Source organism: Nocardia sp. NBC_01499 (genome assembly GCF_045040275.1).
In the GTDB taxonomy this organism is placed as follows: Bacteria; Actinomycetota; Actinomycetes; order Mycobacteriales; family Mycobacteriaceae; genus Nocardia.
This window is the reverse complement of sequence record NZ_CP109426.1, coordinates 6747013-6773834: the sequence shown is the minus strand read 5'-3', so window position 1 is coordinate 6773834 and position 26822 is coordinate 6747013. Positions and strand designations below refer to the sequence as shown.

Here is a 26822-nt window from a genome sequence, read left to right as displayed (position 1 = left end):
CCTTTCCGGTCGGGCGGTGGGTTGGTGGGTTTAGGTGAAGCGGGTGCCGAGCGCCAACGGTTGGTAGTCGGTGCCGAACACCGATTTGACGACACCGGCGACGATGGCGCGGTCGTCCTCGGGGGCGGTGCCGACCAGGTTCGCCGCAGCGGTCGCGATGCCGAGAGTGTCGGCAATCTTTTTGAACGCCAGCAATTCCCGGAGCTGCGGTGCCCACCCGATCTCGCCCTTGGTGTGGCGGGTGGCCAGATTGCGCGCCACCCTGATCGCGTTCGCTGGAACACCGAGTTGGGTGGCGAGCTCGAAATCGCTGGACACGTGGATCTGGAACCCGAACCGCGACGACAACGCATCGGACAAGATCGCGCCGTGCACGCCCGGGTTGTGTCCGGCGACGACGAAAAACCCTGGCGCGGCGGTGATTACCTCGCCGCTGTTGGCTTTGATCACGATCTCTTTCCGTCCGTCCATGGCCGGGTACACCACGGCCAGCACACTGGGCGGGATCAGGGTCGCGTCGTCGACGAACAGGACTCGGCCTTCGCGCATCGCGCGAACGAGTGGGCCGTGGACGAACTCGTATCGGCCGTCGGGGGTTTGGATGTACTCACCTACGAAGTCGGCGACAGTGGTGTCGGCGTCGCCCTGCACGGTCAGCAAATCCGGGTACGCGGCCTCGATCAGCGCCGTCTTCCCTGTTCCGGGTGGCCCGTACAACAGCACCGGCATCTCGTTGGCGCGCATGCGTGCCAGCACATCGACATCGGCCATCCCGGCCAGGGCGCGCGGGTGGTACAGCTGCCCACTAGGGCGCGTTACCGGACCGGTCACGCCCCGCCCCGCCGGGGGCGCAGGGGGAGACGCGGCGGGTGCTGGGGTGGTTTTGCGAGCGCGACGCGGCGCAGCGGGGGCCGCCGGAGCCGCTGGGGTGGGTGCGACAGCGGCCACGGCAGCGGTGCCCGCGTTGGCCCGGTAGCGGCGCGGTGCGGCGCATGTCTGTTCAGCGCTGCCCCCGGTCACCAGTGCCGCCAGGGCGTTGCCGATCGCGCCGGATGAATGGCCGAGAAGTTTCGCGATTTCCCGGGGGCTGTAATCGGTTCCCGGGTTATCGGCCAATACCCGCGCGACCATGCGCCGCAACTCACCATTACCCAATCGTGCCCCCGCGACGGGTGCCGATGACGTGGTGGGTGATGTCATCGCGTTCTCCTTTGCCAATAGTGACGCCGCACCGTTCACACCGGATCGTTGCATACGGGTGGCGCTGCCGGAATTCGGGTTGTCGGTTTCCGGATTTCCCGGGTACCCATCAACGCTAACTCGACTCGACATCAGAATTCAAGCGAATTCGCGAACTATTTCCACGAATTCCCCCGAGAATCGAACGGATTCGCGACAAATCAGATATACATTGACACTTCCCGATCCCAAATTCACCGACACCAACGCGCCTCAAAAGAATGACGAAGGCATATCGGTGGACGAGAAATAAATGAGAATAACCGATTGCAGCCCAACGCAGGAGAACGGAGAATATGGTCGATTAGTCCTCGAAATACACCGGCCCGCCCTATGTATCCATGCCTTGTGGGGACTTGACCCGGGGAACATATCGAACCACGAAAAATGGCCACTAGCTGGACAGATCGCATAGCGCAAGTGGTGCACCCTAACCGCACCACGGCACACGCCGACGGTTGCACCAACGGTCGAACCAACGATCTGGCACATTACTTTCGGACACATTATCTAACCTGGCGATAAACTATGAAATATCCCGCATCGCGTTCAAATTCTCTGCCGAGGTATGAAACTTCCCATTCGGGAGAGGACGCTACAAATCGCGTTTAAATAATCGACCCGATGAACGCAAGCAATATACATCAAATGGTAGCGCCCAATTCTGAGCGTCGCAATTCCATTCCCGACAGGCGCGGACCAGGCGACCTCCGTGACCGTCGAAGTCGTAGTAGGCTCATGGTCTCGAGTCAGGAAAGCAAAGGGCCTTCGCCGCAGGACGTACAACGATTACTCAACTTACGCCTCATGTACCTAGAGTATTTTCGCGAAACAAATACGTCTCGGGTGATACTGACCGCGAGCTCCCCGCTGGCGCTGGTATGACGTGCCGAGTTTGTTATTCAGCTCCGTACTACCAAAGGGATCCGGACCCCAGGTCGCGAGCCCCGCAGAGGCGACGGGCTCGATATCAGCAACCGACCTCATGGGACCGGTGATCATGACAATGCTGGCGAGGATCGTGGCGTCGCCGTTCCTGCGCTGCCCACACATGGCTACAGCGGTAAGCCAGTCCGGGGTGGCTCCAGCGGGGACTTCTCGCTTTTGTAAGGGTCAGGTCTGTGTCCATCAGAAATGCGTCTTACGGGGCTTGCCGGCGAAGTCGTTGGGCCAGCTCGCGGGTCTGGTCAGTCGGTGTCTGCCCTAACTCGGCCAACCGGCGCCCCAGCAGCACCATGGTGCGTTCGATGGCGTCGTGTTCGCCGAGAGTGGCGTGCAGGCGCACGATGTCGCGGTAGATCAGCTCGTTGTAAGGGTCGGCCGCGATGGCGGTTTCGAGCAGGTCGAGGGTGCGGCGTGGATCGTCATCGACGAGGTTGCGTGCCAACGCTCCCAAGGCATTGAGGTGATCGCGGCGCACCGCCTCACGCAGCGGCTCGACCCAGTCGGCACAGAGATCTTGCGCGACAGGGCCGCCTGCGGACTCGATAATGCTGCGGCAGGCGTCCAGGCGATCGTGGTCGGTGACTGCCCAGCGGCGCGCGTCGACCGCTGCGGCGAACCTCCAGTAGTCCACCGCCACATTCGCCGGGTTGAGCTGATATCGGATCCGGTCGTCGGTACTGATGCTGGCTGGCGCTGCGCCGTTGGTTGCCGCTGCCAGCGCGGCACGTAGACGGGTCAGGGCTGTGTTGATGGCATTGGTCGGCCGGGCGGGGCAGCGCGCACCCCACAGCGCCTCGACGAGTCGATCCCGGGGTATGCCTCCGGGGTGCAAGGCCAGCAACGCCACCAATTCACGACTACGAGGCTGCAGCTTGCTCGTGATGTCGATAGCGCCTCCCGCACCGGGCGCATCATGCCAGGTGACACGCAGCGGCCCGAGAACGTTCACAGTCAACGAGGGAATCGGCGCACCATGTTCATCCGACACTGTCGACGTCCGCGCCCCCACCGTGCCCTTCACCGACGCGCGGTCAGTGGACGGGGCCGGACTCGATGTAGTGATCTCCAGTTCGACATCGTTCACCTCCGGCTCTACACCCTGCGCCAGGCAGAAAGGCGTGGGTGTCGGCTCGATGTGCGGGGCGAGGTCTCGATTCGTAAGCCGTCCTGAGTGGCGATACACCGAGGGCCCGATATCGCTGCCGGGTAGGAGATCTCGCCACCGTGGCCGCGATCGACCTCGACCACATCGCGCACCCACTGCAGGCAAGAGTGGCGATCCGTCTGCGACGAGCTGGGCTCGCAGGCCGGTCGCGATCTCGCGGGCCGCCACCGCGAGGGCACCGCGGTGACGGCTAGGGCGGTCACCGTGGAGCAAGACGCTCACGCCATGAGCATCCGTGGGCAACCTTCCCATCACCGGCACGCCGAGCTCGCGCAGAGGCTCGCCGATCGGATCCGAACCCACCAGAACGACAGCCCGAGCCCGGGTATTCCAGCCGGCGATCTCGCGGATCCGGCGGGCCGCGAGCCTGAGGTCGGTGGCCTCCGCGCGAACGAGCACGATCAGGGCATCGGCGCCTGCCATGATCGGCATCGCCGCCGAGGCCGGGTGCGCGATGCCGCAATCGGCGATTACCACCACACTGCCGTCATCGATCCGGTGCGTCTGGCTCGCCGACAGCGCCGGAGCAGCGAGCATCGCGCGAACCTGCTCGGCTGTGCCGGGGGCGGTGAGCACCGACACCCCGGTCGAGAGCAGCTGGGTGTGCTCAACCAGCTGCGCCAGCCCGCAGCGACCCGTGCCCACCGCCGCGGCCAGACGCACCAACCCGAGTCCGGTCCCGGCCAGTACATGCTCGGCCAGGCGGCCTCCGCGTGGATCGGCCTCGATCAGCACCGCATGTTCGGGTCCGGGCCACGCTGCCGACAACGCGACAGCAGCGGTCGTCACCCCGGTCCTGGGACCAATGCCCGTGATGGCGATCAACATCAGCGTTCCCCCTCTTCTCGTAGTAGTCCGTCCTCTGTCGTTTTTTGGTTTGTTCGGCTGGGTTGGTTAGGGGGTTGCTGCGATCGAGGTGATCACGACGTGCCCATTAACTTCGGCGGTCGAAATCCGCTGCCTCCATGTGGTTTCCTGTTCTCCCGGCCGCGCCTCGGTCAGTTCCACCAGGTATTGCCCGCCCACAAGAGCGCGGATCCGGACGCAATAGGTCGTGTCCGCTGGGACGGAATCGATGCCCGCCTGAATCTGCTCCGGTGGTGGCACCGCCGCGTCCGAGGCCACCGCGGCCCGGGCCTGGCTCGCATCGCGGGCGACGTAGTAGGCGTACTCGAATGCCACGATCGCCTGATGGCCACTCGCGACCCAGGGTCCGGCGGCATCGGCCATAACCTCCCTACCTACACCTGACTGACACCGTTGGGGCGCGGTTCCGCTGACGATCGCGGTGGCTGCGGTCGTCTCCGACCGGTCAGGCATAGATGTCGGGACATACACCTGCGTGCTATCGCTCGCCGTCTCCGGCACCCTTTCCCCGCCATTGACGACGAGGAAGGTTCCGATCATGAGCACCGACGCGGCAGTGATTAGCACGACGGCTCGCGGATACCGGCGGCTATCGCCTAGACCGCGGTGGCGGGTCCTCGGCGGAGCAAGCCATCCCGGATGGCCTGTGTCGTCGTGGCTGGCCGCGAGATCGGCCAGCCATCGCGCGAACCCATACACCTGGCCGTCGGTTTCGTCGATCGTGACCATCTCGCCCTCAGGCCCCGCAATGTCGTTGGTAGGCATCACATTCCCCCTCGATCAGACTTGGATGGGTGGTAGTTGGGACAGCCACCCATCCACCTGGGACTGGATCTGTGCGCCGACCAGCTCCCCGGTCGAGACTGCGCCGGGCGCCCTATCCAACGCCGGTGCCGGGTTCTGCCACTGCGGCAGCGTCGCTACGGCGATCTCGGTCAACTCCGCGAGCCCTTGCTCAGGCAGTTCGCCCTCGCCGGAGCCCACCACCGCACTCGCCTCGGCCACCGCGGCGCCAGCGGCCTCGCCGGCCACGGCCGCGAGGTCGGTGAGTCCGGCCTCTGCGAGACTCTGGGCGCCTTCTCCGACGACGGTGTGGGCTCGAGCGAGGCCGATTCCGGCCTGGCCGGCCAGGTAGCCGTTCCACGCGCGCTCTGAGCCCACCAGCTCCCGGGCCAACCATTCCGGGCGTGCGATCCGGGCGGTACCGACGTGGAGCGTGTCATCCACAACCTCTTCCACCGAGTAGCGGTCGGGTGCGTCGTACCTGTCCGGCTCCGACCACTCGCGGGGCGTAGCGCGCTGCGGAACCGGCGACTGTGATCGCGGGACGTTCACTGTCACATCTGGTCCAAGACGGTGCTGTGGTGGTTTCGCCGGTACCGCTGTAACGCCTGCCTGCCCGGGACCCGGGGCCGCGATTACCCCGGCCTGACCACCCGGGTCGGCGGCCCCGGCCATCGCACAGACGACGTATACGACCGGAGCCATGACCAAAGCCGAGATCCGCCGCAGCGATCGGGTACCGACGAACCGACCCCATCGCCGACGCCGCATCACAGGCCTGTCTGTATCGGTGAGCATGGGAACGATGCCACCGAAACCGTTCGCGCGCAGGCAGGTCCATAAGGCACCAGCCTTCAACGCCGACACGTGCACCGCCTCAGCAGTCAAACCCGCTGCTTCGGCTTGCTCGCAAATCACATCTACACGACCGATGACTGCTCCGGCAATCCGGGTCGGCGCGACCGCGACGATCACCACCGCGTTCGCCCCTGCCGGAAAGCACACGGGCACTGGCACATCCAGACGGTTGACCCACTCCCACGACAACACCCGACGCTCGTGCATCCACACCAGCCAGATACCCACCGTCGTGTGCACGGTCCCGGCCGCACGAACAACCGAGGCCAGCGCCGGTTCGACCAGATCCGCAGAACTTTTCGTCTCAGACATCGTTGTGCTCCAATCTTTGTCGGCTGTTGACAGAGGCGGGTTCGTCGTCACCACCGCTGTGCGTAAGCCGGGTTTGTATGGAAGGCGGCAGGTACCGCAATGTCAGGCGTGCCGCATGAGCCAGGGCGCAATGCGCGTCGAGCGAGTGCGCGTGGGGAGGCTCGTGACCGACAAGAACAGACAACGAGGCTTATTGCGGTACAGGACCTCTCGCAGACGGTCGGCGTTCTGGCGCGAGGTCGAAGCCGAGGGCGAGCCAGCCGGGGATCACGGCATCTATTGCAGCTGCCCGGATCCGCGCGCTCCTGCGGCAAGTGACGACTTACCGAAGGCAGGCGATGGACGTCCCCGCGTCGGGAATCGCAGACAGCGAAACGGGTGATCTGGGAGAGCGCCACCGAATGCGCGAATCCCCCATTGCCGACAGGGACGGGCGAGGTTCTTGACCGACGAATAGCTGCCATGGCGTCCTCCGTGAGGTGGTTGTCCACGCGCGCAGGCTTGCGCAGCCAGCGCATCTGTGGAGTTGGACCTCACGGCCGGGGATCAGCCACCCAGCACGTGTGAAGTGAATCACACTCGTCGGTTTGTTTCAAGTGGCAGGAAAAACCAGGAGGCCTGGTGGGCGCTCACCCCAGCTATCAACTGTGAGAGCCTAGAGGTATGACAGTGATGTCCAGCACTCTGCCGATCGACCGGCTTCCCCATGCTCCCGGCCGCCTCCCGCTGCTGGGCGACGTGTCGAGCGTGGACCGTGTCCGCCCTACGCAGCACGAGACCAGGCTGGCCGCCGAGCTCGGGCCGATCTTCCAGCGCAAGATTCTCGGCGCCCGACTGGTAGTGGTGGCCGGTGCCCGGCTCGCTGCGCAATGCTGCGACGAAAATAATTGGGGAAGAGCGCTTGTCGGACCGACCGCGAACCTCAGGATGCTCGCTCCCGACGGACTTTTCTCCGCGCGCAGCAGCGACCCTTTGTGGGGGCAGGCGCACCGCATCCTGACCCCGGGTTTCACCCAGCAGGCCATGCGCGCCTATCACGAAGCAATGAGTTCGGTCGCCGACGATCTCCTCGCCGAATGGTCGACCGTGGGTGGCTCGGTCGACGCGCACTCGGCCATGGCCCGAGCGACCGTGGAAGTCATCGGCCGGGCCGGATTCGGCCAAGACCTCGGCCTGTTCCACCCCACCCCTGGCAGCACCGACGCGCAGCGATTCGTCCGCGAACTCGACTTCGTCTTGCGCTGGGCGGGTGAGGCCACCAACGACCTGCCGATCGTCGGCAACCTGCGAGCCCTCTGGCGCACCCCGGGGGTCAAACGCAGGCACGCCGCGATGTGTGACTACGTCGACCGCATCGTCGCTGAACGCCGAGCTCACCCCAAGGAGACCGGGGACCTGCTCAACCTGATGCTCACTACGGTCGACCCTGACACAGGGCAGGCGTTGCCGCTCGACAACGTGCGCAACCAAGTCATCACGTTCCTGGTCGCCGGTCATCTCACCACGGCCGCGCTCTTGCAGATCGCTTTGCACTACCTCGCTTCCGATGCCGACCTGCAGCATGAACTCGCCGACGAGATCCGTGCTCGGGGCCACGACTACGACGGCGTCGCCGGTATGAGGTTGACCCGCCAGATGCTCAACGAAGTCCTGCGGATGTGGCCCATCGCCCCCGGCTTCTTCCGAGTCGCCCGCACAGACCAGAACGTCGGCGGGTACGAAATCCCTGCCGGTCGTGCGGTTTTCGTGCTCAGCCTCGCCGCCCAGCGCGACACCGACGTCTGGGGACCCACCGCCAGCAGTTTCGACCCCGACCGGTTCGATCCGGCAGCGCTGCGCCGCTACCCCGACCGGTTCTTCAAACCCTGGGGAGCTGGGCCGCGATCCTGTATCGGTCGCGTCTTCGCTATCCACGAGGCCACGGTGCTGCTGGCCCGCATCCTCGACGCATTCGTTCTGTCGACCTCCGATGAGCTGCGGATCCGCGAACGCGCCGCCCTCAGCCCCGAGCCGATCACCCTGCACCTGACGCCCCGTCCGTAAGCAGTCTGAAAAGAGGCCCCCGATGACGTGGTACCTCGTCGAATGCCTTGGCCCGTCCTCGATGAGCATCGTCGCCAAAGACGGAGCGCGAAAAGAGTGGGTCTCGATCTTCCGCATCGAACGCGACGAAGGCATCGACGCGGTAGGCGCGCTGAACTGGGCACGCGGCAGCGGCTCACACCTGGACCAGCGAATGTCGGGCCGCTTGGGCAACCGTCGAGTGGAAATCGTGCCAATCCTGGGGCCCGAAGATGACGTCTATGCGATGCACCTATGGATCGGAGACCCCAGCGTCGACGCTCCCCAGCCCAGACCCGCCGCCGGCCTCCGGTGGAACCTCGGCGACCTCCAAGTCCAGCAACGCCTCGAATCCTGGCTCATGAGCACCAACGACGCCTCGGCCTGGAAAGGCATCCGATCCCCTGGCGAGATATTCCGGAAAGTCTTGCGTTTCGACGACATACCCCAACTCATCGAAATAGCGAACAGCCCTACCCCTGACGCGCAGTTCGAGTCGAGCCTGTGCATCCTCCACGACGACGGCCACCTGATGAACTGGCAGATCATGGCGCGCGGACGCAACGACGAACGCCACGTGGGAGTCCGCGCCCTCACCCACGACGTCACCGACATCGACCCCCCGGTCATCGGCCCGTTCGAAACACTGCGCCTCACCAACGAAGACTCCACCGACGGACCCGCCGCGGCGCTGCTCGCCTTCGGCGCACGCTCGAGCCCACCGACCATCTCGTCCTGGATCGGCAAGGTGCCCAACTGGATCGACTGGCAGCGCGACGGCGACCCCGCCCTCATCCACCCCGATTCCTGGTCGGCACTCAGGCGGACCCAAGCCCTGCTCGAACCAGCCTGCCCCACAATCGAAATGACCACCCGAGCCCGCATCCGAGCCAACACCGACACCGGATGGCAAACAGTCGACATCACCTCCCGCCGATACCCCGGAGAGGTCGGCCGCATCCTGCACATCATCCGCATCGTCAAAGCCGACGACCACAACCCACAACAGCCGTAAACCATCAGGCGCGCATCTCAGGTCTGGCGACCTTCCCAGTCTCTATGCGCCCCCGCCAAGACCCTCGTGCTGACACCGCGCGGCAACCTCGCCAACGTCGGCCTGAGCCGCCTGCTGTCCGGATTGGCAAAGACAGTTCGCAGAGCCTGGCTGCGTTTGGAGTTAGAGTTAAGACGCGAGTCGCATCCTGTGCACTCATTACGTGGAGAACGACCCGACCGCGATCACGACGAGGTGACGAGGTGGTACGTCTGCTCAGATCGGCCCGGCATCCGACCGTCATTGCCGTGCTGACCGGGTGTCTGGCCTTTGTGACGTTCCCGATTTCCCACGCTGGGCCGCTCGACCCGGTATGTGTCTTACCCAGCTCGGGCAGCCAATTCCAGTCCGCGCCACCGCAAGAGCAATCCTTGGATCCGAGCGTGGTCCAACAAGCGATCGACTATGCGACCTCTCACATGCGTGTGTCGGTGCAGATTTTCCGCAACAACTGCCGGGTCGGGGCCGGATCGCTCGAGCAGGCGATCGACTCGATTCCATTACCGGTGTGGAGCTCGGCGAAGTCGGTCGTCTCCTTGCTGGTCGGCATCGCCGCCGAGCGTGGTCTGCTCGCCGTCGATGATCCGATCGGAAAGTACCGGCCTGCCGGACCTGCCTGGGGAGACGATGCCCATCGCGCCATCACTATCGGTGATCTGCTGACTCAGACGTCGGGACTGCGGCAGTCGATCATCAGTGAGGCCGCGTCGTTGCTGTCGGATCCCGACATCGCCCAGGAAGCGCTCGCTCAGCCACTCGACCACCCGCCCGGCACGCATTTCGTTTACGGCCAGCGCCCAGTGGACCTGCTCGCCTTCATCGTGGGGCAGGCCGTCGGTCAAGACCTGCAAACTTTCGCGCAGGAGAACCTATTCGGACCTATCGGAATCCCCGCAGACACCTACGTCTGGTTGCGGGACCGCGCTGGGAACACTTATGGATCCTCGAACCTGATGATGACCGCGCCCCAGTACGCCAAACTCGGCCTCATGGTCCAGAACGGCGGTGTCTGGAACGGACACCGGGTGCTGTCGGAGCAATATCTGCGCCAGGCAGCCGAACCCACCCTCACCAACGGCTGCTACGGCTACCTGTTCTGGACCAACCGCGGCCAATCGTGCACCAGCGCCGCCTTCCCCTCCGCAATAACGGTGGCGCACAACATGATCCCGAGCGCGCCCGCCGACCTATTCGCCATGGTGGGTTTCCTGCACCAGAACAACTTCATCATCCCCAGCCTGCACATGACCGTCACCTGGATCGGCGCCCTCGGCGACACCGCCCCCGACATCGGCACCCTGCTCAGCGCCGACCCCGGCACCTCCGACCTCTACTACAACTTCTTTCGCATCCTCATGCGCGCAGTCACCGACACCCACATCCCAGACCCCGGCCCCTATCAACCCCCACCGACGAATCTCAGCTTCGACCCGCTCAACTTCGCTGACCCCTCGGTCCTACTGGCAGACCTGTTTCCCAACAGCACCTGCAACATCCTCGCCTGCAACAGCCAGACATTCCGATAGCGTCCGTGCCCGCGCAAGGCCCGTCGTTCCCACCCGGCGGTCCAGGACCGCGTCGAGGGTTCAGACCGCCCCTTGAACCCTGACCTTCGAGAGAAGTACCACCTGGTAGGTTGGCCCCCCCGTTACCTTCTTCGTGGCCCCGGACACGGGGCCACGGTCGCCAGGCCCGGTATGACTTCTTCCCCCTGTCTTTCTCATGATCCGGGGGCCCCTGTCTTTCTCATGATCCGGGGGGTGGTGTCGCCGGGTTCTGGTGGCGTCGACGGACCGCTGATGGGGACAGGGCCGCTGGTAGGTCTCTTCGTAACGTGGGTGCCGGGCGTTGACGCTGGATCGGCGATCGTTCCAGGATTTCGACGCGATGAGGAAATGCAAAGTGGCACAGGCGTATGCCGTGATCTGCGGCATAGACGTGGGCAAAGGCGAGCACCACGCAGTTGGTCTCGATACGACCGACGGAAAACGGTTGCACGACAAGGCATTACCGAACGACGAAGCCCGGCTACGGGCTGTGTTCGACCAGCTCGCCGCCCGCGGCCCGCTGTTGATCGTGGTCGACCAGCCCAACACCATCGGCGCCCTACCGGTCACCGTCGCCCGCGCCTGCGGCCACGACGTCGCCTACCTGCCCGGGCTGTCGATGCGCCGCATCGCCGATCTCTATCCAGGACAAGCGAAAACCGATGCCCGCGACGCCTACATCATCGCCGACGCAGCCCGCACGATGCCGCACACGCTGCGCCGCGTCGACACCGGCGACGAAACCCTCACCGAACTCGGCGTCCTCGTCGGGTTCGACGACGACTTGGCAGGTGAAGCCACCCGCACCAGCAACCGGATCCGCGGACTGCTCACCAGCATCCACCCCGCACTCGAACGCGTTCTGGGACCACGTATCTCGCATCCGGCGGTCCTCGAGATTCTGTCGCGTTGCGGTGGGCCGCAAGGCATCCGAGCGGCGGGCAGACGCAAACTCACCACGATCGCGACCAGACACGCACCACGCATGGGCGCGCGGCTGGTCGAGGAGATCCTGACCGCGCTGCCCGCACAGACGGTGACCGTTCCCGGCGCGAACGCCGCCGAGATCGTGCTGCCGAAACTCGCCGACTCTCTGAAAACGGTTCTGCTGCAACGCAAGAGCGTCGCCGAGGATATCGAGAGGATGCTCGATGATCACCCTCTTGCCAAGGTCCTGACCTCGATGCCCGGCGTCGGAGTCAGGACCGGAGCCCGCATCCTGCTCGAAGTCGGCGACGGCTCAGCCTTCGCCACCGCCGGGCACCTCGCCTCCTACGCCGGCATCGCCCCGGTCACCCACCGCTCCGGCAGCTCCATCCGCGGCGAACACCCCGCCCGATCCGGCAACCACAAACTCAAACGCGCCCTGTTCTTGTCCGCGTTCGCCGCCCTGCACGACCCGGCCAGTCGCGCCTACTACACGCGAAAACGCGACGAAGGAAAGAAACACAACGCCGCCCTCATCTGCCTGGCCCGCCGCCGCTGCGACGTCCTCTACGCAATGCTGAAAACCAAAGAGCTCTATCGCGATCCGATTGTGAAAGCCGCCTGACCAGCTGCTCGATAGAGTCGGCACATGCCCGAGTTGATCGCGCCGACCACACACCTTCACGACGCCTGGCTCGACGCGCATGCCGAGTGGGGTCCTGGCGCCCATGAAGACGGGTTCGGATTGGCGCCCACCGACGAGGTCGACTCGCAGGCCGGTTTCACGGCGTGGGTGAAACGACTGACCAACGACCCAGACACCACATACCAGTGGATCGCCGAAGACGACCGCGTACTCGGCGGGATCGCACTCCGACACAGCTTCGACGACTACGTGAAGTGGGCCGGGCACATCGGCTTCGGCATCCGGCCGACAGCCCGACAACGGGGGCTTGCCACCTGGGCGTTGGGCGGGACGCTCAACCAAGCACAAGTACTCGGCATAGACCGCGTGCTGGTCGTCTGCGCCATGCACAACGTCGCATCGGCAAAAACGATCGAGCGCGTCGGCGGCATCCTCGAAGAGGTCCGCAACACCCAACACGGACCCGCGCGACGCTACTGGATAGAACTCGCCCAACCCACCGGGAGCCCGCGCATTGACCGCAATCCGACAGATTGACAAGAACATAGGGACACCCCCCCACACACATAACGACAGTCAACAGCCGTCCAGGGAAGAGATTTTGCAGAGCTGGTAGCACAGGCCGCCTTGTGGCCCTCATCTACAGCGCCGTAGCCCCTGGCGGCTTGGATGCCAACTGTCGCGGTTCTGGTGTCGAATCCAAGCCCAGATTCCAGTGTGAATAGGTATGCAGATGACCCATCTATAGAGCGGGTCATCGCGACCCTCGGAGGCACGTATGCGCCAGACCAACCACGACAATAATATCAGTCGCTACTCGGACCGAACTTTGCGAAACCAGAATTCGTCGCCGAGCATTGTTGCGAACTCCGGATGCGATGACATGTACTGGACCCATACTGATAATGCACCTCTACACTCTAAGACGAAAACAATGTCAAAGGCAAAAGGCGCTGCCCCTCCGAACCTTCCTGACCAGTTGCAGACTGTCGCACAGAAAGACCCCAACACAACGGGTCACCAAGTGGTCGATACTAGGGGAATTAATGCTTCGCAATGGTATTTCACAATGGATGTGAGATATGCCAAAGGGATCGAATCAGACTGGCTTCGCATGGAACTGGTCGGCGCTATCCGAGACCTACTCACATGGTTAATCAGCAATTCGGATACAACCACATATAACAGACCGCAAGATGAGAGGCATGCCGCATGAATGGACGCACCGAGGGCGGATCCCCTACTATCCCGTCCGGCAGAAATGGTGGGCTGAGCGATCTGGCCGTCTCGCCCTTCGGTCTACCACTCGCGCTGCAAGCCAAGGAGTTACGGGTCGCATGGGTAGGACGAACCTCCACCGAAGACCATCAAGACCCCCGGCAATCGCTGCTTCGCCAACTGGAACGCAGCAAGTTTGCTATGCCACCGGCATGGGTGATCGCATGCCATTTCTACGATGTCGAGTCCGGCCGGATGGAGTTGGAGCAGCGCGGACAAGGAACGGGCTACGAACGATTCGATATTCCGATCGCCCGCGCCGGGGGCATAGCCGACCTTCTCGCCGAAGCTAAGCTTCCCAACCGGCGTTTCGACGTGGTCATTTGTGAATCCATGTCCCGGATCGCCCGCAAGATGTACGAAACCCTCTCGGTGGAACGCGAACTCGAACGCGCCGAAGTCCCGATATTCGCATCCAACGAGCCGATCCTCCTTTCTGGCGGTCGCGCCCAGCAGATTCTGCAACGCCGTATCAATCAATCGGTCGCCGAGTATGAAGTGCTAAACATGCTTGAACTGTCGTGGGGCGGTACCTGCACCCACATACGCGAGGGTTACAACATCGGAAAACCACCCTATGGATACAAGGCCAATAAGCTGCGGCATCCGAATCCCGCCAAAGCTGAGAAGGGCGTGACCAAAACCCGCCTCGAACCTGACGGAGCTTGCGCCGAGACAGTCACTCTCATAGCCAAATGGCGCCACCACGAACGGCTTGGCTGCGACACCATCGCTGACCGCCTCAACCAGAACCTCGAACGGCACCCGCCACCCCAGCCACCTGGGCGACTGCGCGCCCGGGGCGCCTGGTCGAAATCCAGCGTCGCCGAACTACTGAAGAACCCGAAATACACCGGGTACCAGGTCTATAACCGACGCGCACGACGTAGCCGGGGCGCGCGTAACAAAGCCAACCCGCCCCAGATGTGGGTCTGGTCGACCGAACCCTCCCACGAGCCGCTCATCCCGAAGTGGATGTTCGACGAGATAAACGCCGCCTTCCACGAACACCAACGATCCCGAGACAGCACCGACCCGCAAACCGACGCACGGGCCAAACACAGCTATCAGTACCGCCGCCGGGTGGTCTGCGACTGCGGTCGCAAAATGATTGGCACGGTGCGACCTAGCGGCATCTATTACCGCTGTCATCCGGCGACCAACAACCGGGGTCGCCCAGACAAGCACGCTGGGCACCCCGCCACGATCTACATCCGCGAGGACCTCATCGCTACGGTAGTCGAGCGATTCTTCAGCGAGCGGGTCTTCGGACCGCACCGACGGAAGCTACTCCTCGCCGACATCGACACCGTAGGCGACACAGCGCGCCGCGAACAACAAGATAGGTCGCAGCGTCTCCGTCGCCAACTAGCCGAGCTTGAACGAAAGCAAGACAACGTAGTCAACCAAGCCGAAGATGCCGACGCAGCCGATCCGTTCACCCAACGCCTGCGAGACCGCTACAACCACCTCGAATCCCAGCGCCACACCCTGCTAGCCACGATCGAGGACTTGGACACCATCGACGCCAATGCCCCCCAACGCGCCACAACCGCGCACGCGGATCTACTAGATGCGCTCCCCCGCCTCGCGGTAGACCTGCAGAACGCGCACGCCGGGCTGGTTGGCCGCCTGTTCGACCTAACCCAACTCACGATCCGCGTCCACTACGAGACGAATGAGGTGACGCTACAGGCGGTCCTCCCAGCCGATTACGCCGACGAAATCGCCGAGGTCACGGCTTCTTTATCGATAGCCCCGGCGACCACTTCCGGGGGCGCCGACGAATCCCCCGGTCACGCACAGTGTGCTCCTAGACAGTGCCCCCAGTCGGACTCGAACCGACACTCGATGGATTTTAAGTCCACTGCCTCTGCCAATTGGGCTATGGGGGCGTTCGGGACAGCGTACCGAGTCGTACGGGTGTACCGGAATTCCGACCGCTCGAGCTGTGCAACGTGTCGGAGTGCTCCTGGAGAATGTCGGGCAATTGACCAATAAGGGCGGCGGAAGGGCGGATCAGGTGGCGTGTGTTATCGCCTGGGCGGCAGTGGGATTCGGGTCAGGTCGGTGGCGATGTGGATGGTGCCGGTGAAGTGTTCGCGGGCTTCGGCGAGGTGCGCGGACAGGTCGCGGTAGCGCTGGGAGAAGTGGGTGAGGACGAGGGTTCTGGTGCCCGCGGCGGCGGCGACGCGGGCGGCTTGACCCGCGGTGAGGTGGCCGTATTCGGCGGCGAGGGTGGCGTCGGCGTCGAGGAAGGTGGCCTCGATGACGAGCATGTCGGTGTCGGCGGCGAGTTCGTGGACGCCGTCGCAGAGACGGGTGTCCATCACGAAGGCGAAGCTCTGGCCGAGGCGGGGTGCACTGACTTCGTCGAGAGTGATTGTGCGACCCGCCATTTCAACGTGGCCCTGCTGTTGCAGCCGCGTGATGATCGGACCGCTCAGTCCGAACTCGCGCAGCCGCTCGGGCAGGATGCGACGGCCGGATGGCTCGGTGAGCCGATAGCCGAAGGTGTCGACGGGATGGGAGAGCGCGACCGCCGACACCGCGAACGGCGCGCCGGGGAAGTCCACCGGGCCCGGCCGATCGACTGGGCGAGGGCGCAATTCGGCTCGCCGATAGTAGGAGGTGGCATTGACGAGCCGGTCGTAATACTCGGCGCCCGAGGCGGGAAAGCAGACGTCGACCGCGTGCGGCACCTGGTCGAGACTGATCCGCTGGACCACACCGGCCAGCCCGAGGCTGTGATCGCCGTGGAAATGCGTGATCGCGATCCGCGTGATGTCGGTCGCCGAAACCCCGGCGTAGGTCATCTGCCGCTGCGTCCCCTCCCCCGGGTCGAACAGCACCCCCTCGTCCTCCCACCGCAGCAAATACCCGTTGTGATTGCGCTGCTTGGTCGGCACCTGACTGGCAGTCCCGAGGACAACGAGCTCCCGCTGCGACACCTTCGTCACGCTACCCGCGCGCCAACGCACGAAGCGTGCCTCGACACGGCGTCGAGAACACGCTTGCGTGGCACACGCACCTACTCCGCGGGAGTGTTGCGCAGGACGGAATGGCGGCGGCTGTAGGCGAAGTAGATGACGAAGCCGAGCACCATCCAGACGATAAAACGGAGCCAGGTCTCGACGGAAAGGTTCAGCATCAGCCAGAAGCACGCGAGCACACCGAGAATCGGCACCACCGGCACCAGCGGAACGCGGAACCCGCGCGGCAGGTCAGGGCGGGTGCGACGCAGAATCAGCACACCGATCGCGACCAGCACGAACGCGAACAACGTGCCGATATTGACCATTTCCTCCAGGGTGCCGAAGTCGACGAACCCGGCGAGCACCGCACAGACGACACCGACGATCGCGGTGATCCGAACCGGCGTGCCGAACTTGCTGGTGTGCGCCAGTTTCCGCGGCATCAGCCCGTCCCGCGACATCGCGAACAGCACGCGGGTCTGCCCGAGGAACATCACCATGACCACCGTGGTGAGCCCGGCGAGCGCGCCGACCGAGATGATGTTCTTCACCCAGGTGTCGCCGTGAATCGCGAAAGCCGTTGCGAGGGTGGCATTGTCACCGGACAACTCGGTGTAGGGCACCATGCCGGTGAGCACAAGCGACACCGCGACGTAGAGGATCGTGACGATCAGCAGCGAGCCGAGGATGCCGCGCGGCACCGCCTTCTGCGGGTTCTTGGTCTCCTCGGCGGTGGTCGCGACGACGTCGAAGCCGATGAACGCGAAGAACACCAGGCTGGCCGCGGCGAGCAGGCCGTACCAGCCGAAGCTGGTATGCCCGGCGCCGGTCAGGAAGGAGAACAGCGACTGGCGCAGCCCGTCGCTCGATTCGCTTGGCTGCGACGGCGGAATGTAGGGGGTCAGGTTCTCCGACTTGAAGTACCTGATGCCGACGATCAGCACCAGCGCGATCACGGCCAGCTTGATCGCGACCGCCACCGCCGACACCCGTGAGGACACCTTGGTTCCGGTGGCCAGCAGCACAGCGAGGACCGCGATCAACAGCACCGCGCCCCAGTCGAAGGACACCGAGCCGATGTGCACGATCGGCGACGAACCCATCACCTCGCCGAGGTACTGCGACCAGCCCTTGGCCACCACCGAGGTGGCCAGCGCGAATTCCAGGATCAGGTCCCAGCCGATGATCCACGCGACGAGTTCACCGAAGGTGGCGTAGGAGAACGTGTACGCGCTGCCGGCCACCGGGACCGTCGACGCGAACTCGGCGTAGCAGAGCGCGGTGAGCCCGCAGGCGATCGCGGCGAAGACGAACGCGAGCGAGACCGACGGCCCGGCCACATTGCCCGCGGTGCGCGCGGTGAGGGTGAAGATGCCGGCGCCGATCACCACCGCGACGCCGAAGACGGTGAGGTCCCACGCGGTCAGGTCCTTGCGCAGTTTCGAGTCCGGCTCGTCGGTGTCCTTGATCGACTGCTCGACGGATTTGGTGCGGAACAGCCCGCCCCATCGAGCCGGATCCTGTCCCGTCGCGTCGTCCGGCTTGCGGATCGCCACACCTTCTCCTCTACCTCTGGTCATGCTGTCGAGCTGTCTATGCCCGGGGGCAGATTAATGCACGCCCGCCATGTGCTCGCTGATCCGCGGCGCGATGGCGGCCACGACCAATCCGGCACAGACCGCGACGGCGCCGGTGATGCCGAAGTAGGCGAATTCGTGGTCTTGGTCATAGAACCGGGCCAAAGTACCCGACATCGACGTGCCGATGCCAACCGAGAAAAAGTACAGCGCCATCATCTGAGCCCGGAAAGCTTCCGGTGCGAGCTGGGTGGTGACCGCAAGACCGATCGGTGAGAGCAGCAACTCCGACACCGCGAACCCGGCCATGACGACGACGATGAGCAAGATCGGCACACGGTGCCCGGTGATGAAGGACAGCGGCACGAACAGGATGAACGCGAGTCCCATGCCGACAACGCCAAGCGCGAATTTGCGTGGCGTGCTCGGCGCTCGCGAGCCGATCTTGGTCCACAACAGGGCGAACAGCGGCGACAACGCGATGACCCAGACCGGCTCGACCGAACTGATCCAGTTCGACGGTGCGGTCCAGCCGAAGATGCTCCAGTTGATCCGCTTGTCGGAATAGCCGGTGAGCACCGTGAAGATCTGCTGGAACAGCGACCAGAACACCGCGTTGGCGATGAACAGCGGGATGAACGCGCGCACCCGGCTTCGCTCGACCTGCGTCACGCTGGCGCTGGTCAGCATGACGACGAAGTAGATGATCGCCGCGGCGGCGATGACGCCGGTGGTCGCGTCCGGCAGGTTGTCCAGCGTCACGAGGCCGGTCGAGAAGACAATGGCGACCAGGACCGCGGCACCGGCAAGCAGTGCGAGCGTCGGGCGGATCGCGCTGCGCGGCAACGGGTTCGGCACCTCGCGGCCGTGTGTGCCGAGATTGCGCCGGAACACGACGTACTGGATGAGGCCGAGTGCCATGCCGATCGCGGCGGCGCCGAACGCGTAGTGGAAGCCGAGGTGGTCGTGCAGCAGACCGGTGAGCAACGGACCGCTGAACGCGCCGAGGTTGATGCCGAGGTAGAACAGCGTGAACCCACCGTCGGCGCGGGCGTCGCCCTTCGGGTACAGCGTGCCGAGCAACGAGGACGCGTTCGCCTTGAGCGCGCCGCTGCCGAGCGCGACCAGCACCAGGCCGACGCCGACACCGGTCAGGCCGGGCAGCACGGCAAGCGCGATATGCCCGGCCACCACAACGACCCCGCCGTAGAACACGGTCCGCTCCATGCCGAGCAGCCGGTCGGCGATCCAGCCGCCGAGCACCGTGGACAGGTAGACCAGACCGCCGTAGGCGCCGACGATGCCGAAAGCGGTTTTCTCGTCGAGTCCGAGGCCGCCGTCGGTCGCCGAGTAGTACAGGTAATACCCGAGGATGCTGACCATTCCGTAATAGGAGAACCGTTCCCAGAGCTCTACTCCGAAGAGGTTCGTCAGGCCGATCGGGTGGCCGAAGATAGTCCGATCGGCTATCGGTGAATCAGCCGTTTTTACTTCCGACATCCTCAGACCTTCCCATGTTTGCGACGATTCTTCGGCATCAACGCCGGAATCTCGAAGATCATCGCAGCATCGCGCCCGGATGCGGATCGTGCCAGACTGCATATCGGAGCGTTTCTTCAGGCCCTCACTTGGCCGCGACAGACGACGAAAGTGACGCACGGATGGAACCGGTAGAAATCACGGTGCCCGCCTCGGCCGAGGACACGTTCGGGGTGCTTGCCGACGGCTGGTTGTACCCGCTCTGGGTGGTCGGCGCCTCGCACATCCGCGATGTCGACCCCGGCTGGCCCGCCGTCGGCACCCGCATCCATCACAGCCTCGGCCCCTGGCCGCTGAACCTGTCCGACACCACGAAGGTCCGCGCGGTTGACCCGCCGCGGATGCTCGAGCTGGAGGCGCGACTGTGGCCGGTGGGCTCGGCATGGATCCGGTTGGAGCTGACCGAGATCACGCCGGACCGCACCCGGATCAGCATGTACGAGCGCGCGATCAGCGGCCCGGCGGTATTGGTACCCGACCTGATTCAGACGCAGGTGCTCGCACCGCGCAACAAGGAATCACTGTCCAGACTGGCCGATCTGGTCGCCGGCAGAGCGCGCAATCGCAAGTCCGAGTAGGGGAACCGTCAGGCGATGGAGAGCGCGATGCCATCGAGGATGTCGTGTTCGGACACGACGATCTCGGAAATGCCCGCGCGACGGGATAATTCGTCGGCGAGGACCTCGGCGATAACGGCACCGCCGCCGATCACGTCGACGCGGCCTGGATGCATGGGACCGAGGGCGGCGCGCTCGTCGTGGGTCATGCCGATCAGCCGATCACACACTGCGCGAAGCTGTTCCAGCGTCAGGCGGGTGAGATGAACCTTCTCCGAGTCGTATTCGGGAAGATCGAGGGCGACGGCAGCCAGGGTGGTCATGGTGCCGGCGACGCCGACCCAGGTGTGCGCGCCTTCGACGGGCACCCTGGCAAAGGCCTCGGATAGTCGTTCGGCGGCGAATTCCCTTGCCGCGCCGACCTGTTCGCCGGTCGGCGGGTCGCCGGGCAGGCAGCGCTCGGTGATCCGGACACAACCGATATCGGCGGAGAACGCGGCCCGCACGCCCGCGCTGTCGCCGAAGACCAGCTCGGTCGAACCGCCACCGAGGTCGACCACGACGAAAGGCCCTGCCTGACTGGACAATTCGCCGATGGCACCGGCGAACGACAGCCGCGCCTCCTCGTCACCGGTGATCACCTCGGCCTCGGCGCCGGGCACCACGGTGCCGAGTTCGGCGCGGGCCATGGCGAAGAAGTCTTCCCGGTTCGATGCGTCCCTGGTGGCGGAGGTTGCCGTCATGCGCACCCGGCGTACGCCCGTCTCGCGCATCAGTGCCACATAGTCGGCCAGCGCGACCCTGGTGCGTTCGATCGCTTCCGGCGCAAGCGAACCGGTCGCGTCGACGCCCTGGCCGAGGCGCACGATCCGCATCTCGCGGTGCACGTCGGCGAGCGTGCCGTCCGCGCGCACATCGGCGATCAGTAGTCGGATGGAGTTGGTCCCGCAATCGACGGCAGCTACCCGGTCGGTCATGCCTGTGCTCCGCTTTCCTGGACGCCGGTCTCGTTGACCCCGGCCCGCTCGTATGTCGGCCAGTCGGCCGGAATCGCGGTGCCGCGCAAGCCATTGTCGGCGGCGAGTGCCACCGCCTCGTCACCGAACGGATTCACCCCCGGCCCCTTGGCCAGCGCGTGCGCGATCAGCACGTGCAGGCACTTGACCCGCTCGGGCATCCCGCCGCCGGTGAAATCGGTGCCGAGCGACTCGATCTCGTTGCGCTCGGCCAGGTAGCTCTCGTGCGCGGCCAGGTAGGCGGCGGCCAATTCCCGGTCGCTGCCGAGCCGTTCGGTCATCTCGCGCATCACACCCGCGGATTCCTGCCTGCTCGCCTCGGCGGTGAGCCTCGGGTCGGTCAGGTAGTACAGGGTGGGGAACGGCGTGCCGTCGGGCAGGCGCGGCGCGGTTTTCACGACGGCCGGGACCCCGTCCGGGGTGCGATAGGCGACGGCGAGCACGCCGCGCGGTTCGCGGCCGAGCTGCGTGGCGATGATCGCGAGATCCTGGTCGTTCGGTGCGCTCACCGTGGTCCTTCCGGTCCTGGCGGCGGCGCGACAGGCGGGGCGGGTGGTGGCGCCTTGTCGGCCGCTTGGGCGGGTTGTGGTTCGGAAATGCTGTGCCACAGCTCGGTGTACCAGGGGTCCGGCGCCCTGGACTTGATCACGGCGGTCGGCGCGGCGGCGGGCTCGTTGCCAGGCACCTGCACGATGTAGGGGGTCTCGCCGGGCAGCACCAGCCGGAGCCGGTCGCGTGCCTCGGAGCGGATGTAGGCCGGATCCTGTTGCTGCGCACGGCGATCGCGCAGCCGCGCGAGATCGGCCTCGAGATCTTTGCGCTCCTGGGCCAGCTGCGCGGCCTCGGCCCGCTGGGTGAAGTACGTGCGCATCGGCACGGCAAGGGTGAGCGCGAGCGCGCACACCACGATGGCGAGGATCACCGCCTTGCCGGTGGACAGGCCAAGAATCGTGCGGTCGTGCTTGTCCTGGCCGTGCTCGGCGGTGCGAAGGCCGACCTGCCGCGGCTCGGCCTTCTTGTCGTCGGATCGCCTACGCGCGGTGCGTTTTACCGCGGCGGGCCGTGCGGCCGTCTCCGTGTCGGATCCGGCCTTCGGCCGCGAGCTCGCCGAACGCGACGTGCGGCGGTCCCCACGCCCGGCCGGACTGGTTCCACGCGCACGTCGCTCCGTCATAGCGATCCTCTGCTCAATCTGCGGTGCTCCCGGGGCCCTTCGTGGCTACGCAGGCTACCGCCTCCTGGCCCGTCGCTCGCACCGCGGTTTACTAACCCTCGAATGCGAAGCGCGGGAACGCGACGTCGCCCGCGTACCGCGCGGAGTCACCGAGCGCGTCCTCGATGCGAAGCAGCTGGTTGTACTTGGCAACCCGCTCGCTGCGCGCCGGTGCGCCGGTCTTGATCTGGCCGCTGCCGACCGCGACCGCGAGATCGGCGATGGTGGTGTCCTCGGTCTCGCCGGACCGGTGGCTCATCATCGTCTTGTAGCCGTTGCGGTGCGCGAGCTCGACGGCGTCCAAAGTCTCGGTGAGCGTGCCGATCTGGTTGACCTTCACCAGCAGCGCGTTCGCCGCGCCCTTGGCGATGCCCTCTTCGAGGCGCTCCGGGTTGGTGACGAACAGGTCGTCGCCGACGATCTGGATCTTCTCGCCGATCTCGTCGGTGAGCGAGACCCAGCCGTCCCAGTCGTCCTCCGACAGCGGGTCCTCGATGGAGACCAGCGGGTAGGAGGCGAGCAGCTCGGCGTAGAACTGGGTCATCTCGGCGGCGCTGCGGACACTGCCCTCGAACTTGTAGCCGCTACCGGTGGTGTAGAACTCGGTGGCCGCGACATCGAGCGCGAGCGCGACATCGCTGCCGAGCTTCAGGCCGGTCTTGCCGATGGCGACGCTGATCAGGTCGAGCGCCTCACGGGTGCCTGCCACGTCGGGGGCGAAGCCGCCCTCGTCGCCGAGACCGGTGGACAGGCCCTTCGACTTCAGCTCCGCCTTCAGCGCGTGGTACACCTCGGCACCCCAGCGCAGCGCCTCCTTGAAGGTGGGCGCGCCGATCGGGGCGACCATGAATTCCTGCACATCCACGCTGGTGTCGGCGTGCGCGCCACCGTTGAGGATGTTCATCATCGGCACCGGAAGCACGTGCGCGTTCGGGCCACCGAGGTAGCGGAACAGCTCCAGGCCGGAGGACTCGGCGGCGGCGCGAGCCACCGCGAGCGAGACACCGAGCAGGGCGTTCGCACCGAGGCGGGACTTGTCCGGGGTGCCGTCCAGGTCGAGCAGCACCTGGTCGACGGTGCGCTGTTCGACCGCGTCCAGGCCGATGACGGCGGGCGCGATCTCGTCGAGCACACCCTCGACCGCCTTCTGTACGCCCTTGCCGCCGTAGCGTTCGCCGCCGTCACGCAGCTCGACGGCCTCGTGCTCGCCGGTGGATGCGCCGGAGGGCACAGCGGCCCGGGTCAGGGTGCCGTCGTCGAGGGCGATCTCGACCTCGACAGTGGGGTTTCCGCGAGAATCCAGGATCTCGCGAGCTCCGACCTGTTCGATGATGGCCACGAAAACGACACTCCTTAGTCTGCAGGCACGGTGGGTATTACGGGAATTGCCGTGCGCTGCGAGCCTAGCGTCCGCTGAGCTGGGCGGGTAACCGGCACTCCGGTGGACGAGGTCATACCCGGCGGCCGACGCTGTAGGCGGCGGCGCGGTCACGCACGGTCAGCAGGTAGCTGTTGGACTGGTTATAGGTGAGCAGCGCCTTTTGCCAGCCCGGCTCGGAGGTCAGGTCGCCGCCGCTTGCGCACAGGTAGCGAGCCGCGGTGAGGGCCGCGTCGTCGATGCTCTGCGGGTCGGCCACGCCGTCGCCATTCGCGTCGACGCCCCAGCGTTTCCAGGTTTCCGGGATGAACTGCAGCGGGCCGAGCGCGCGATCGAACTCCGGGTCACCGTCCAGCGCACCGCCGTCGGTGTCCTTGACGAGCGCGACGCCCGGCGCACCGTCGAGGGGGATGCCGATGATCGGCGGGCGCACCGTGCCGTCCTCGTCGATCCGCGAGCTGCCATGGGTGCCGTGCTTGCTCTCCACGCTGGCGATGCCGGCGATGGTCGTCCATGCGATGCCGCAGTCCGGCTTGGACCTGGCCATCACCGCCGCCGCGTAGCCGTACGCCTCCAACGCGACCACCGGAATGGCCATCCGGTCGGCCTGATCCTCGGCCCATGCGCGCAACTGCACCGCCGTGCGACCGGGACCGTCCAGGTCGAACAGCGGCAGCGGGGTGCCTGGGCCCGGCGGGATGCCCGCGGGAATCGGCGGGAGATTGCGATCGATCCCACACCCGGCCAGCGCGAGGGTCACCATGACGGCGGCCAAAGCGCCGGTCTTCTTGAGGAGCACTCCACCTATCATCCAGGTCCGGCGAAATACTGCGGCGAACTTGCTGGTAGGCCGGGTCGTCGGGCGAGTCCGGTCGCCGGGCCATCGGGCGCGGCCGGTCGCCGGATCCTCAGGCGAATCCGGTCGAACGGGACCTCAGTGCGGTGAACCGCGAGCGATGTCTCGCCGGGCGGCCGCTGGACGGTTCAGCCGAGGAGGGCGTGGGTGGCGGCGTGGGCCGGGGCCGCGAGGATGGCGCTGGTGTCGCCGGATTCGACGATGCGGCCGTGGTCGAGGACGACCAGGTGCGGGCAGTGCGCGGCGACGAGGCCCATGTCATGGCTGATCACCAGGAGACCCATGTCGCGCTCGGCGCGAATGCGGTCGAGCAGGGCCATGATCGAGGCGGCGGTCACGTTGTCGAGCGCGGAGGTGATCTCGTCGCAGATGAGGACCGCTGGTGCCGCGGCGAGTGCGCGGGCAAGGGCGACTCGCTGCCGTTGACCGCCGGACAACTCGTGCGGGTAACGGCCGGCCAGTTCGGGAGCCAGCTCCACGGACGCCAGCAGTTCGCTGACCCGTTGTGCCAGTTCGCGTCTCGGCACACCACCGATACGGCGCAGCGGACGACCGAGGGTCTGCGCGACGGTCCGCCGCGGGTTGAGCGCGGAGCGTGGATTCTGGGTCACGAGCTGAATACCATTGCCGCCATTGGCAGTTCGCCGACGACCGGCAACCGGTATCGACGCGCCGCGCAGCTCGAGCGACCCCGTCGCTGAGCGATGCAGACCCGCGATCACCCTGGCGAGGGTCGTCTTACCCGCACCGGACACACCGACCACGGCCAGTACACCGGCCGCTGCCAGCTCTAGGTCGATCCCGGCCAAGACTTCGCGGTCATCGATCGATGCACCGATTCCGTTGGCGCGCAGGAGCGAGCTAGGAACCCGCACCGCCGAGTCGAGCTTCGGACTGCGCGGCGTGCCGACTTTTGTGATCGTGCTCGACGCCGACGCGTCATCCCCGACTGATAAGCCCTCCGCGGAGGGATCGGCCCCCGTGTCGGCATGCGCCGACCGCGGCCCTCCGCTGATTGCGCCGCAGTCGGCAGCGCTGGCTGGTCTCGGAATGCTCACCGGTGGATCGCATTCCGTCGTGTGATCGATCGTCGGCGTGGCCTGCTCGATCGCCCCGGAAGTAGGCGGACGCTTGTCGCCACCGGCGCCGAAGTACGCCGTCGAGCGCCCAGCTCCGAGTTCGATCACGTTGTCGGCGATCGCATGCACGGTGGCGGTGTCGTGGCAGGACAGCAGGATGGCGGTGGCGCGTTCGGCGGCGATCTCGGTCAGCAGGCGGGCGATGTCGGTGCGCAGGGCGCCGTGCAGACCGGCGAGGGGTTCGTCGAGGATCAGCACGCCGGTCTGCCGGATCAGGGCGCGGGCCAGGGCGACTCGGCGCTGCTGGCCGCCGGAGAGTTCGCCGGATCGGCGGCGCAGGTGTTCGGCCGAGAGGCCGACCAGTTCGAGGGTCTCGACCACGGTGTCACGGGAGGCGTGCCCGGCGACCTCGTGCAGCAGTCCGTGTACTCGCATCAGCGGATTGAGGGCCGAGCCGGGATCTTGCCCGACGTAAGCGACATGTGTGCGGCGGAACCGCTGCAGAGCAACAGAATCCAGCGCGAACACATCGTGGTCCGCCACCGACACCGAGCCGGTGCGGGCAGCGCCGGGCGGCAGCTGTCCGAGCAGTGCGCGCATCAGGGTTGTCTTGCCCGATCCGGAGGGCCCGGTGAGCACGGTGATCTGGCCCGCGGCGATCTGGAAACTGTTGGGCCCGAACAACTCTTGCCCCGTCTGGCCGTGCACCGACAGTTCATCGACCACCACCCGCGCGCTTGCCGCATGGCCCGCGGCGCTATTACCGAACCCCGGCGCTCGGCTGTCCGCGCTGCTCGGCGGGGCATCACCAACGGACGACGGGCTCGCCGCCGCGCGCGGGGCATCGCCACCCGTCCATGCGCCGATATCCAAAGCAGGGTCGCTCACCACAACTCCCCTCGCCGACCAGCCATCGTCGGACGTGCACCGAGCCTGGACACCGTCTGCTC

20 protein-coding genes, 1 tRNA gene and 1 pseudogene are annotated in these 26822 nt (G+C 65.7%); 7 read left to right on the top strand and 15 right to left on the bottom strand.

Annotated elements, in window-relative coordinates; all coding sequences use genetic code 11:
- Nucleotides 1-30: 30 nt before the first annotated feature.
- From OG203_RS30965 to OG203_RS30950, 4 genes are all read right to left on the bottom strand, one after another.
- Nucleotides 31-1200, bottom strand: coding sequence for an AAA family ATPase (locus tag OG203_RS30965; RefSeq protein ID WP_405160762.1), 1170 nt, complete (start codon nt 1198-1200; stop codon nt 31-33).
- A gap of 1180 nt (nt 1201-2380) precedes the next feature.
- Nucleotides 2381-4138: a winged helix-turn-helix domain-containing protein gene (locus OG203_RS30960; RefSeq protein ID WP_405160761.1), complete on the bottom strand. Its 1758-nt coding sequence runs from the start codon at nt 4136-4138 to the stop codon at nt 2381-2383.
- A 105-nt stretch (nt 4139-4243) separates the two neighbouring features.
- Nucleotides 4244-4579, bottom strand: coding sequence for a hypothetical protein (locus tag OG203_RS30955; protein WP_405160760.1), 336 nt, complete (start codon nt 4577-4579; stop codon nt 4244-4246).
- Nucleotides 4580-4996: 417 nt separating this feature from the next.
- Nucleotides 4997-6169, bottom strand: a complete 1173-nt coding sequence (locus tag OG203_RS30950) for a hypothetical protein (protein WP_405160759.1) — start codon at nt 6167-6169, stop codon at nt 4997-4999.
- A 672-nt stretch (nt 6170-6841) separates the two neighbouring features.
- On the opposite strand from OG203_RS30950, the gene OG203_RS30945 reads away from it, so the two are divergent.
- The 5 genes from OG203_RS30945 (at nt 6842) to OG203_RS30925 (ending at nt 12941) form a co-directional block, all read left to right on the top strand.
- Nucleotides 6842-8212 carry a cytochrome P450 gene (locus OG203_RS30945; protein WP_405160758.1) on the top strand — a complete coding sequence of 457 codons (1371 nt, stop codon included), beginning with the start codon at nt 6842-6844 and terminating at the stop codon, nt 8210-8212.
- Between the two features lie 22 nt (nt 8213-8234).
- Entirely contained in the window at nt 8235-9245 is a 1011-nt protein-coding gene (locus OG203_RS30940) for a GAF domain-containing protein (protein WP_405160757.1), read from the top strand.
- Nucleotides 9246-9709: 464 nt separating this feature from the next.
- Entirely contained in the window at nt 9710-10810 is a 1101-nt protein-coding gene (locus OG203_RS30935; protein ID WP_405160756.1) for a serine hydrolase domain-containing protein, read from the top strand.
- 361 nt (nt 10811-11171) lie between these two features.
- Nucleotides 11172-12383 (top strand): IS110 family transposase, encoded by a 1212-nt coding sequence (locus tag OG203_RS30930; RefSeq protein WP_405160755.1) that lies wholly within the window; start codon nt 11172-11174, stop codon nt 12381-12383.
- A 24-nt stretch (nt 12384-12407) separates the two neighbouring features.
- On the top strand, nt 12408-12941 hold the full coding sequence (locus tag OG203_RS30925; protein ID WP_405160754.1) for a GNAT family N-acetyltransferase: 534 nt from the start codon (nt 12408-12410) through the stop codon (nt 12939-12941).
- 789 nt (nt 12942-13730) lie between these two features.
- Here OG203_RS30925 and OG203_RS30920 read toward each other — a convergent pair.
- Nucleotides 13731-14162: a hypothetical protein gene (locus OG203_RS30920; RefSeq protein WP_405160753.1), complete on the bottom strand. Its 432-nt coding sequence runs from the start codon at nt 14160-14162 to the stop codon at nt 13731-13733.
- A gap of 27 nt (nt 14163-14189) precedes the next feature.
- Here OG203_RS30920 and OG203_RS30915 point away from each other — a divergent pair.
- Nucleotides 14190-14672 (top strand): annotated as a pseudogene (locus OG203_RS30915) (recombinase family protein); the annotation flags it as partial.
- Between the two features lie 831 nt (nt 14673-15503).
- Here the strand turns inward: OG203_RS30915 and OG203_RS30910 are convergent.
- The 4 genes from OG203_RS30910 to OG203_RS30895 all read right to left on the bottom strand — a co-directional run bounded on the left by OG203_RS30910 (nt 15504) and on the right by OG203_RS30895 (nt 19734).
- A tRNA-Leu gene (locus tag OG203_RS30910) sits at nt 15504-15577 on the bottom strand.
- Nucleotides 15578-15715: 138 nt separating this feature from the next.
- Nucleotides 15716-16633 (bottom strand): ribonuclease Z, encoded by a 918-nt coding sequence (locus tag OG203_RS30905; RefSeq protein WP_405160752.1) that lies wholly within the window; start codon nt 16631-16633, stop codon nt 15716-15718.
- Nucleotides 16634-16713: 80 nt separating this feature from the next.
- A complete protein-coding gene (locus tag OG203_RS30900; protein ID WP_405160751.1) occupies nt 16714-18213 on the bottom strand; it encodes an amino acid permease in 1500 nt (499 codons plus the stop codon).
- Between the two features lie 54 nt (nt 18214-18267).
- A complete protein-coding gene (locus tag OG203_RS30895) occupies nt 18268-19734 on the bottom strand; it encodes a peptide MFS transporter (protein WP_405160750.1) in 1467 nt (488 codons plus the stop codon).
- Nucleotides 19735-19895: 161 nt separating this feature from the next.
- On the opposite strand from OG203_RS30895, the gene OG203_RS30890 reads away from it, so the two are divergent.
- Nucleotides 19896-20351: an SRPBCC family protein gene (locus OG203_RS30890; protein ID WP_405160749.1), complete on the top strand. Its 456-nt coding sequence runs from the start codon at nt 19896-19898 to the stop codon at nt 20349-20351.
- An 8-nt stretch (nt 20352-20359) separates the two neighbouring features.
- Here OG203_RS30890 and OG203_RS30885 read toward each other — a convergent pair whose 3' ends face one another.
- The 6 genes from OG203_RS30885 to OG203_RS30860 all read right to left on the bottom strand — a co-directional run bounded on the left by OG203_RS30885 (nt 20360) and on the right by OG203_RS30860 (nt 26760).
- Nucleotides 20360-21307: an exopolyphosphatase gene (locus tag OG203_RS30885; RefSeq protein ID WP_405160748.1), complete on the bottom strand. Its 948-nt coding sequence runs from the start codon at nt 21305-21307 to the stop codon at nt 20360-20362.
- A complete protein-coding gene (locus tag OG203_RS30880; RefSeq protein WP_405160747.1) occupies nt 21304-21855 on the bottom strand; it encodes a DUF501 domain-containing protein in 552 nt (183 codons plus the stop codon). Before OG203_RS30880 ends, OG203_RS30885 begins: the two co-directional genes overlap by 4 nt.
- Nucleotides 21852-22520 (bottom strand): septum formation initiator family protein, encoded by a 669-nt coding sequence (locus OG203_RS30875; RefSeq protein ID WP_405160746.1) that lies wholly within the window; start codon nt 22518-22520, stop codon nt 21852-21854. The genes OG203_RS30880 and OG203_RS30875 overlap by 4 nt, the downstream gene beginning before the upstream one ends.
- A gap of 91 nt (nt 22521-22611) precedes the next feature.
- On the bottom strand, nt 22612-23898 hold the full coding sequence (eno, locus tag OG203_RS30870) for a phosphopyruvate hydratase (RefSeq protein ID WP_150402143.1): 1287 nt from the start codon (nt 23896-23898) through the stop codon (nt 22612-22614).
- Nucleotides 23899-24010: 112 nt separating this feature from the next.
- Nucleotides 24011-24748: a lytic transglycosylase domain-containing protein gene (locus OG203_RS30865; protein ID WP_405160745.1), complete on the bottom strand. Its 738-nt coding sequence runs from the start codon at nt 24746-24748 to the stop codon at nt 24011-24013.
- A gap of 173 nt (nt 24749-24921) precedes the next feature.
- Nucleotides 24922-26760: an ABC transporter ATP-binding protein gene (locus OG203_RS30860; protein WP_405160744.1), complete on the bottom strand. Its 1839-nt coding sequence runs from the start codon at nt 26758-26760 to the stop codon at nt 24922-24924.
- Nucleotides 26761-26822: the final 62 nt, after the last annotated feature.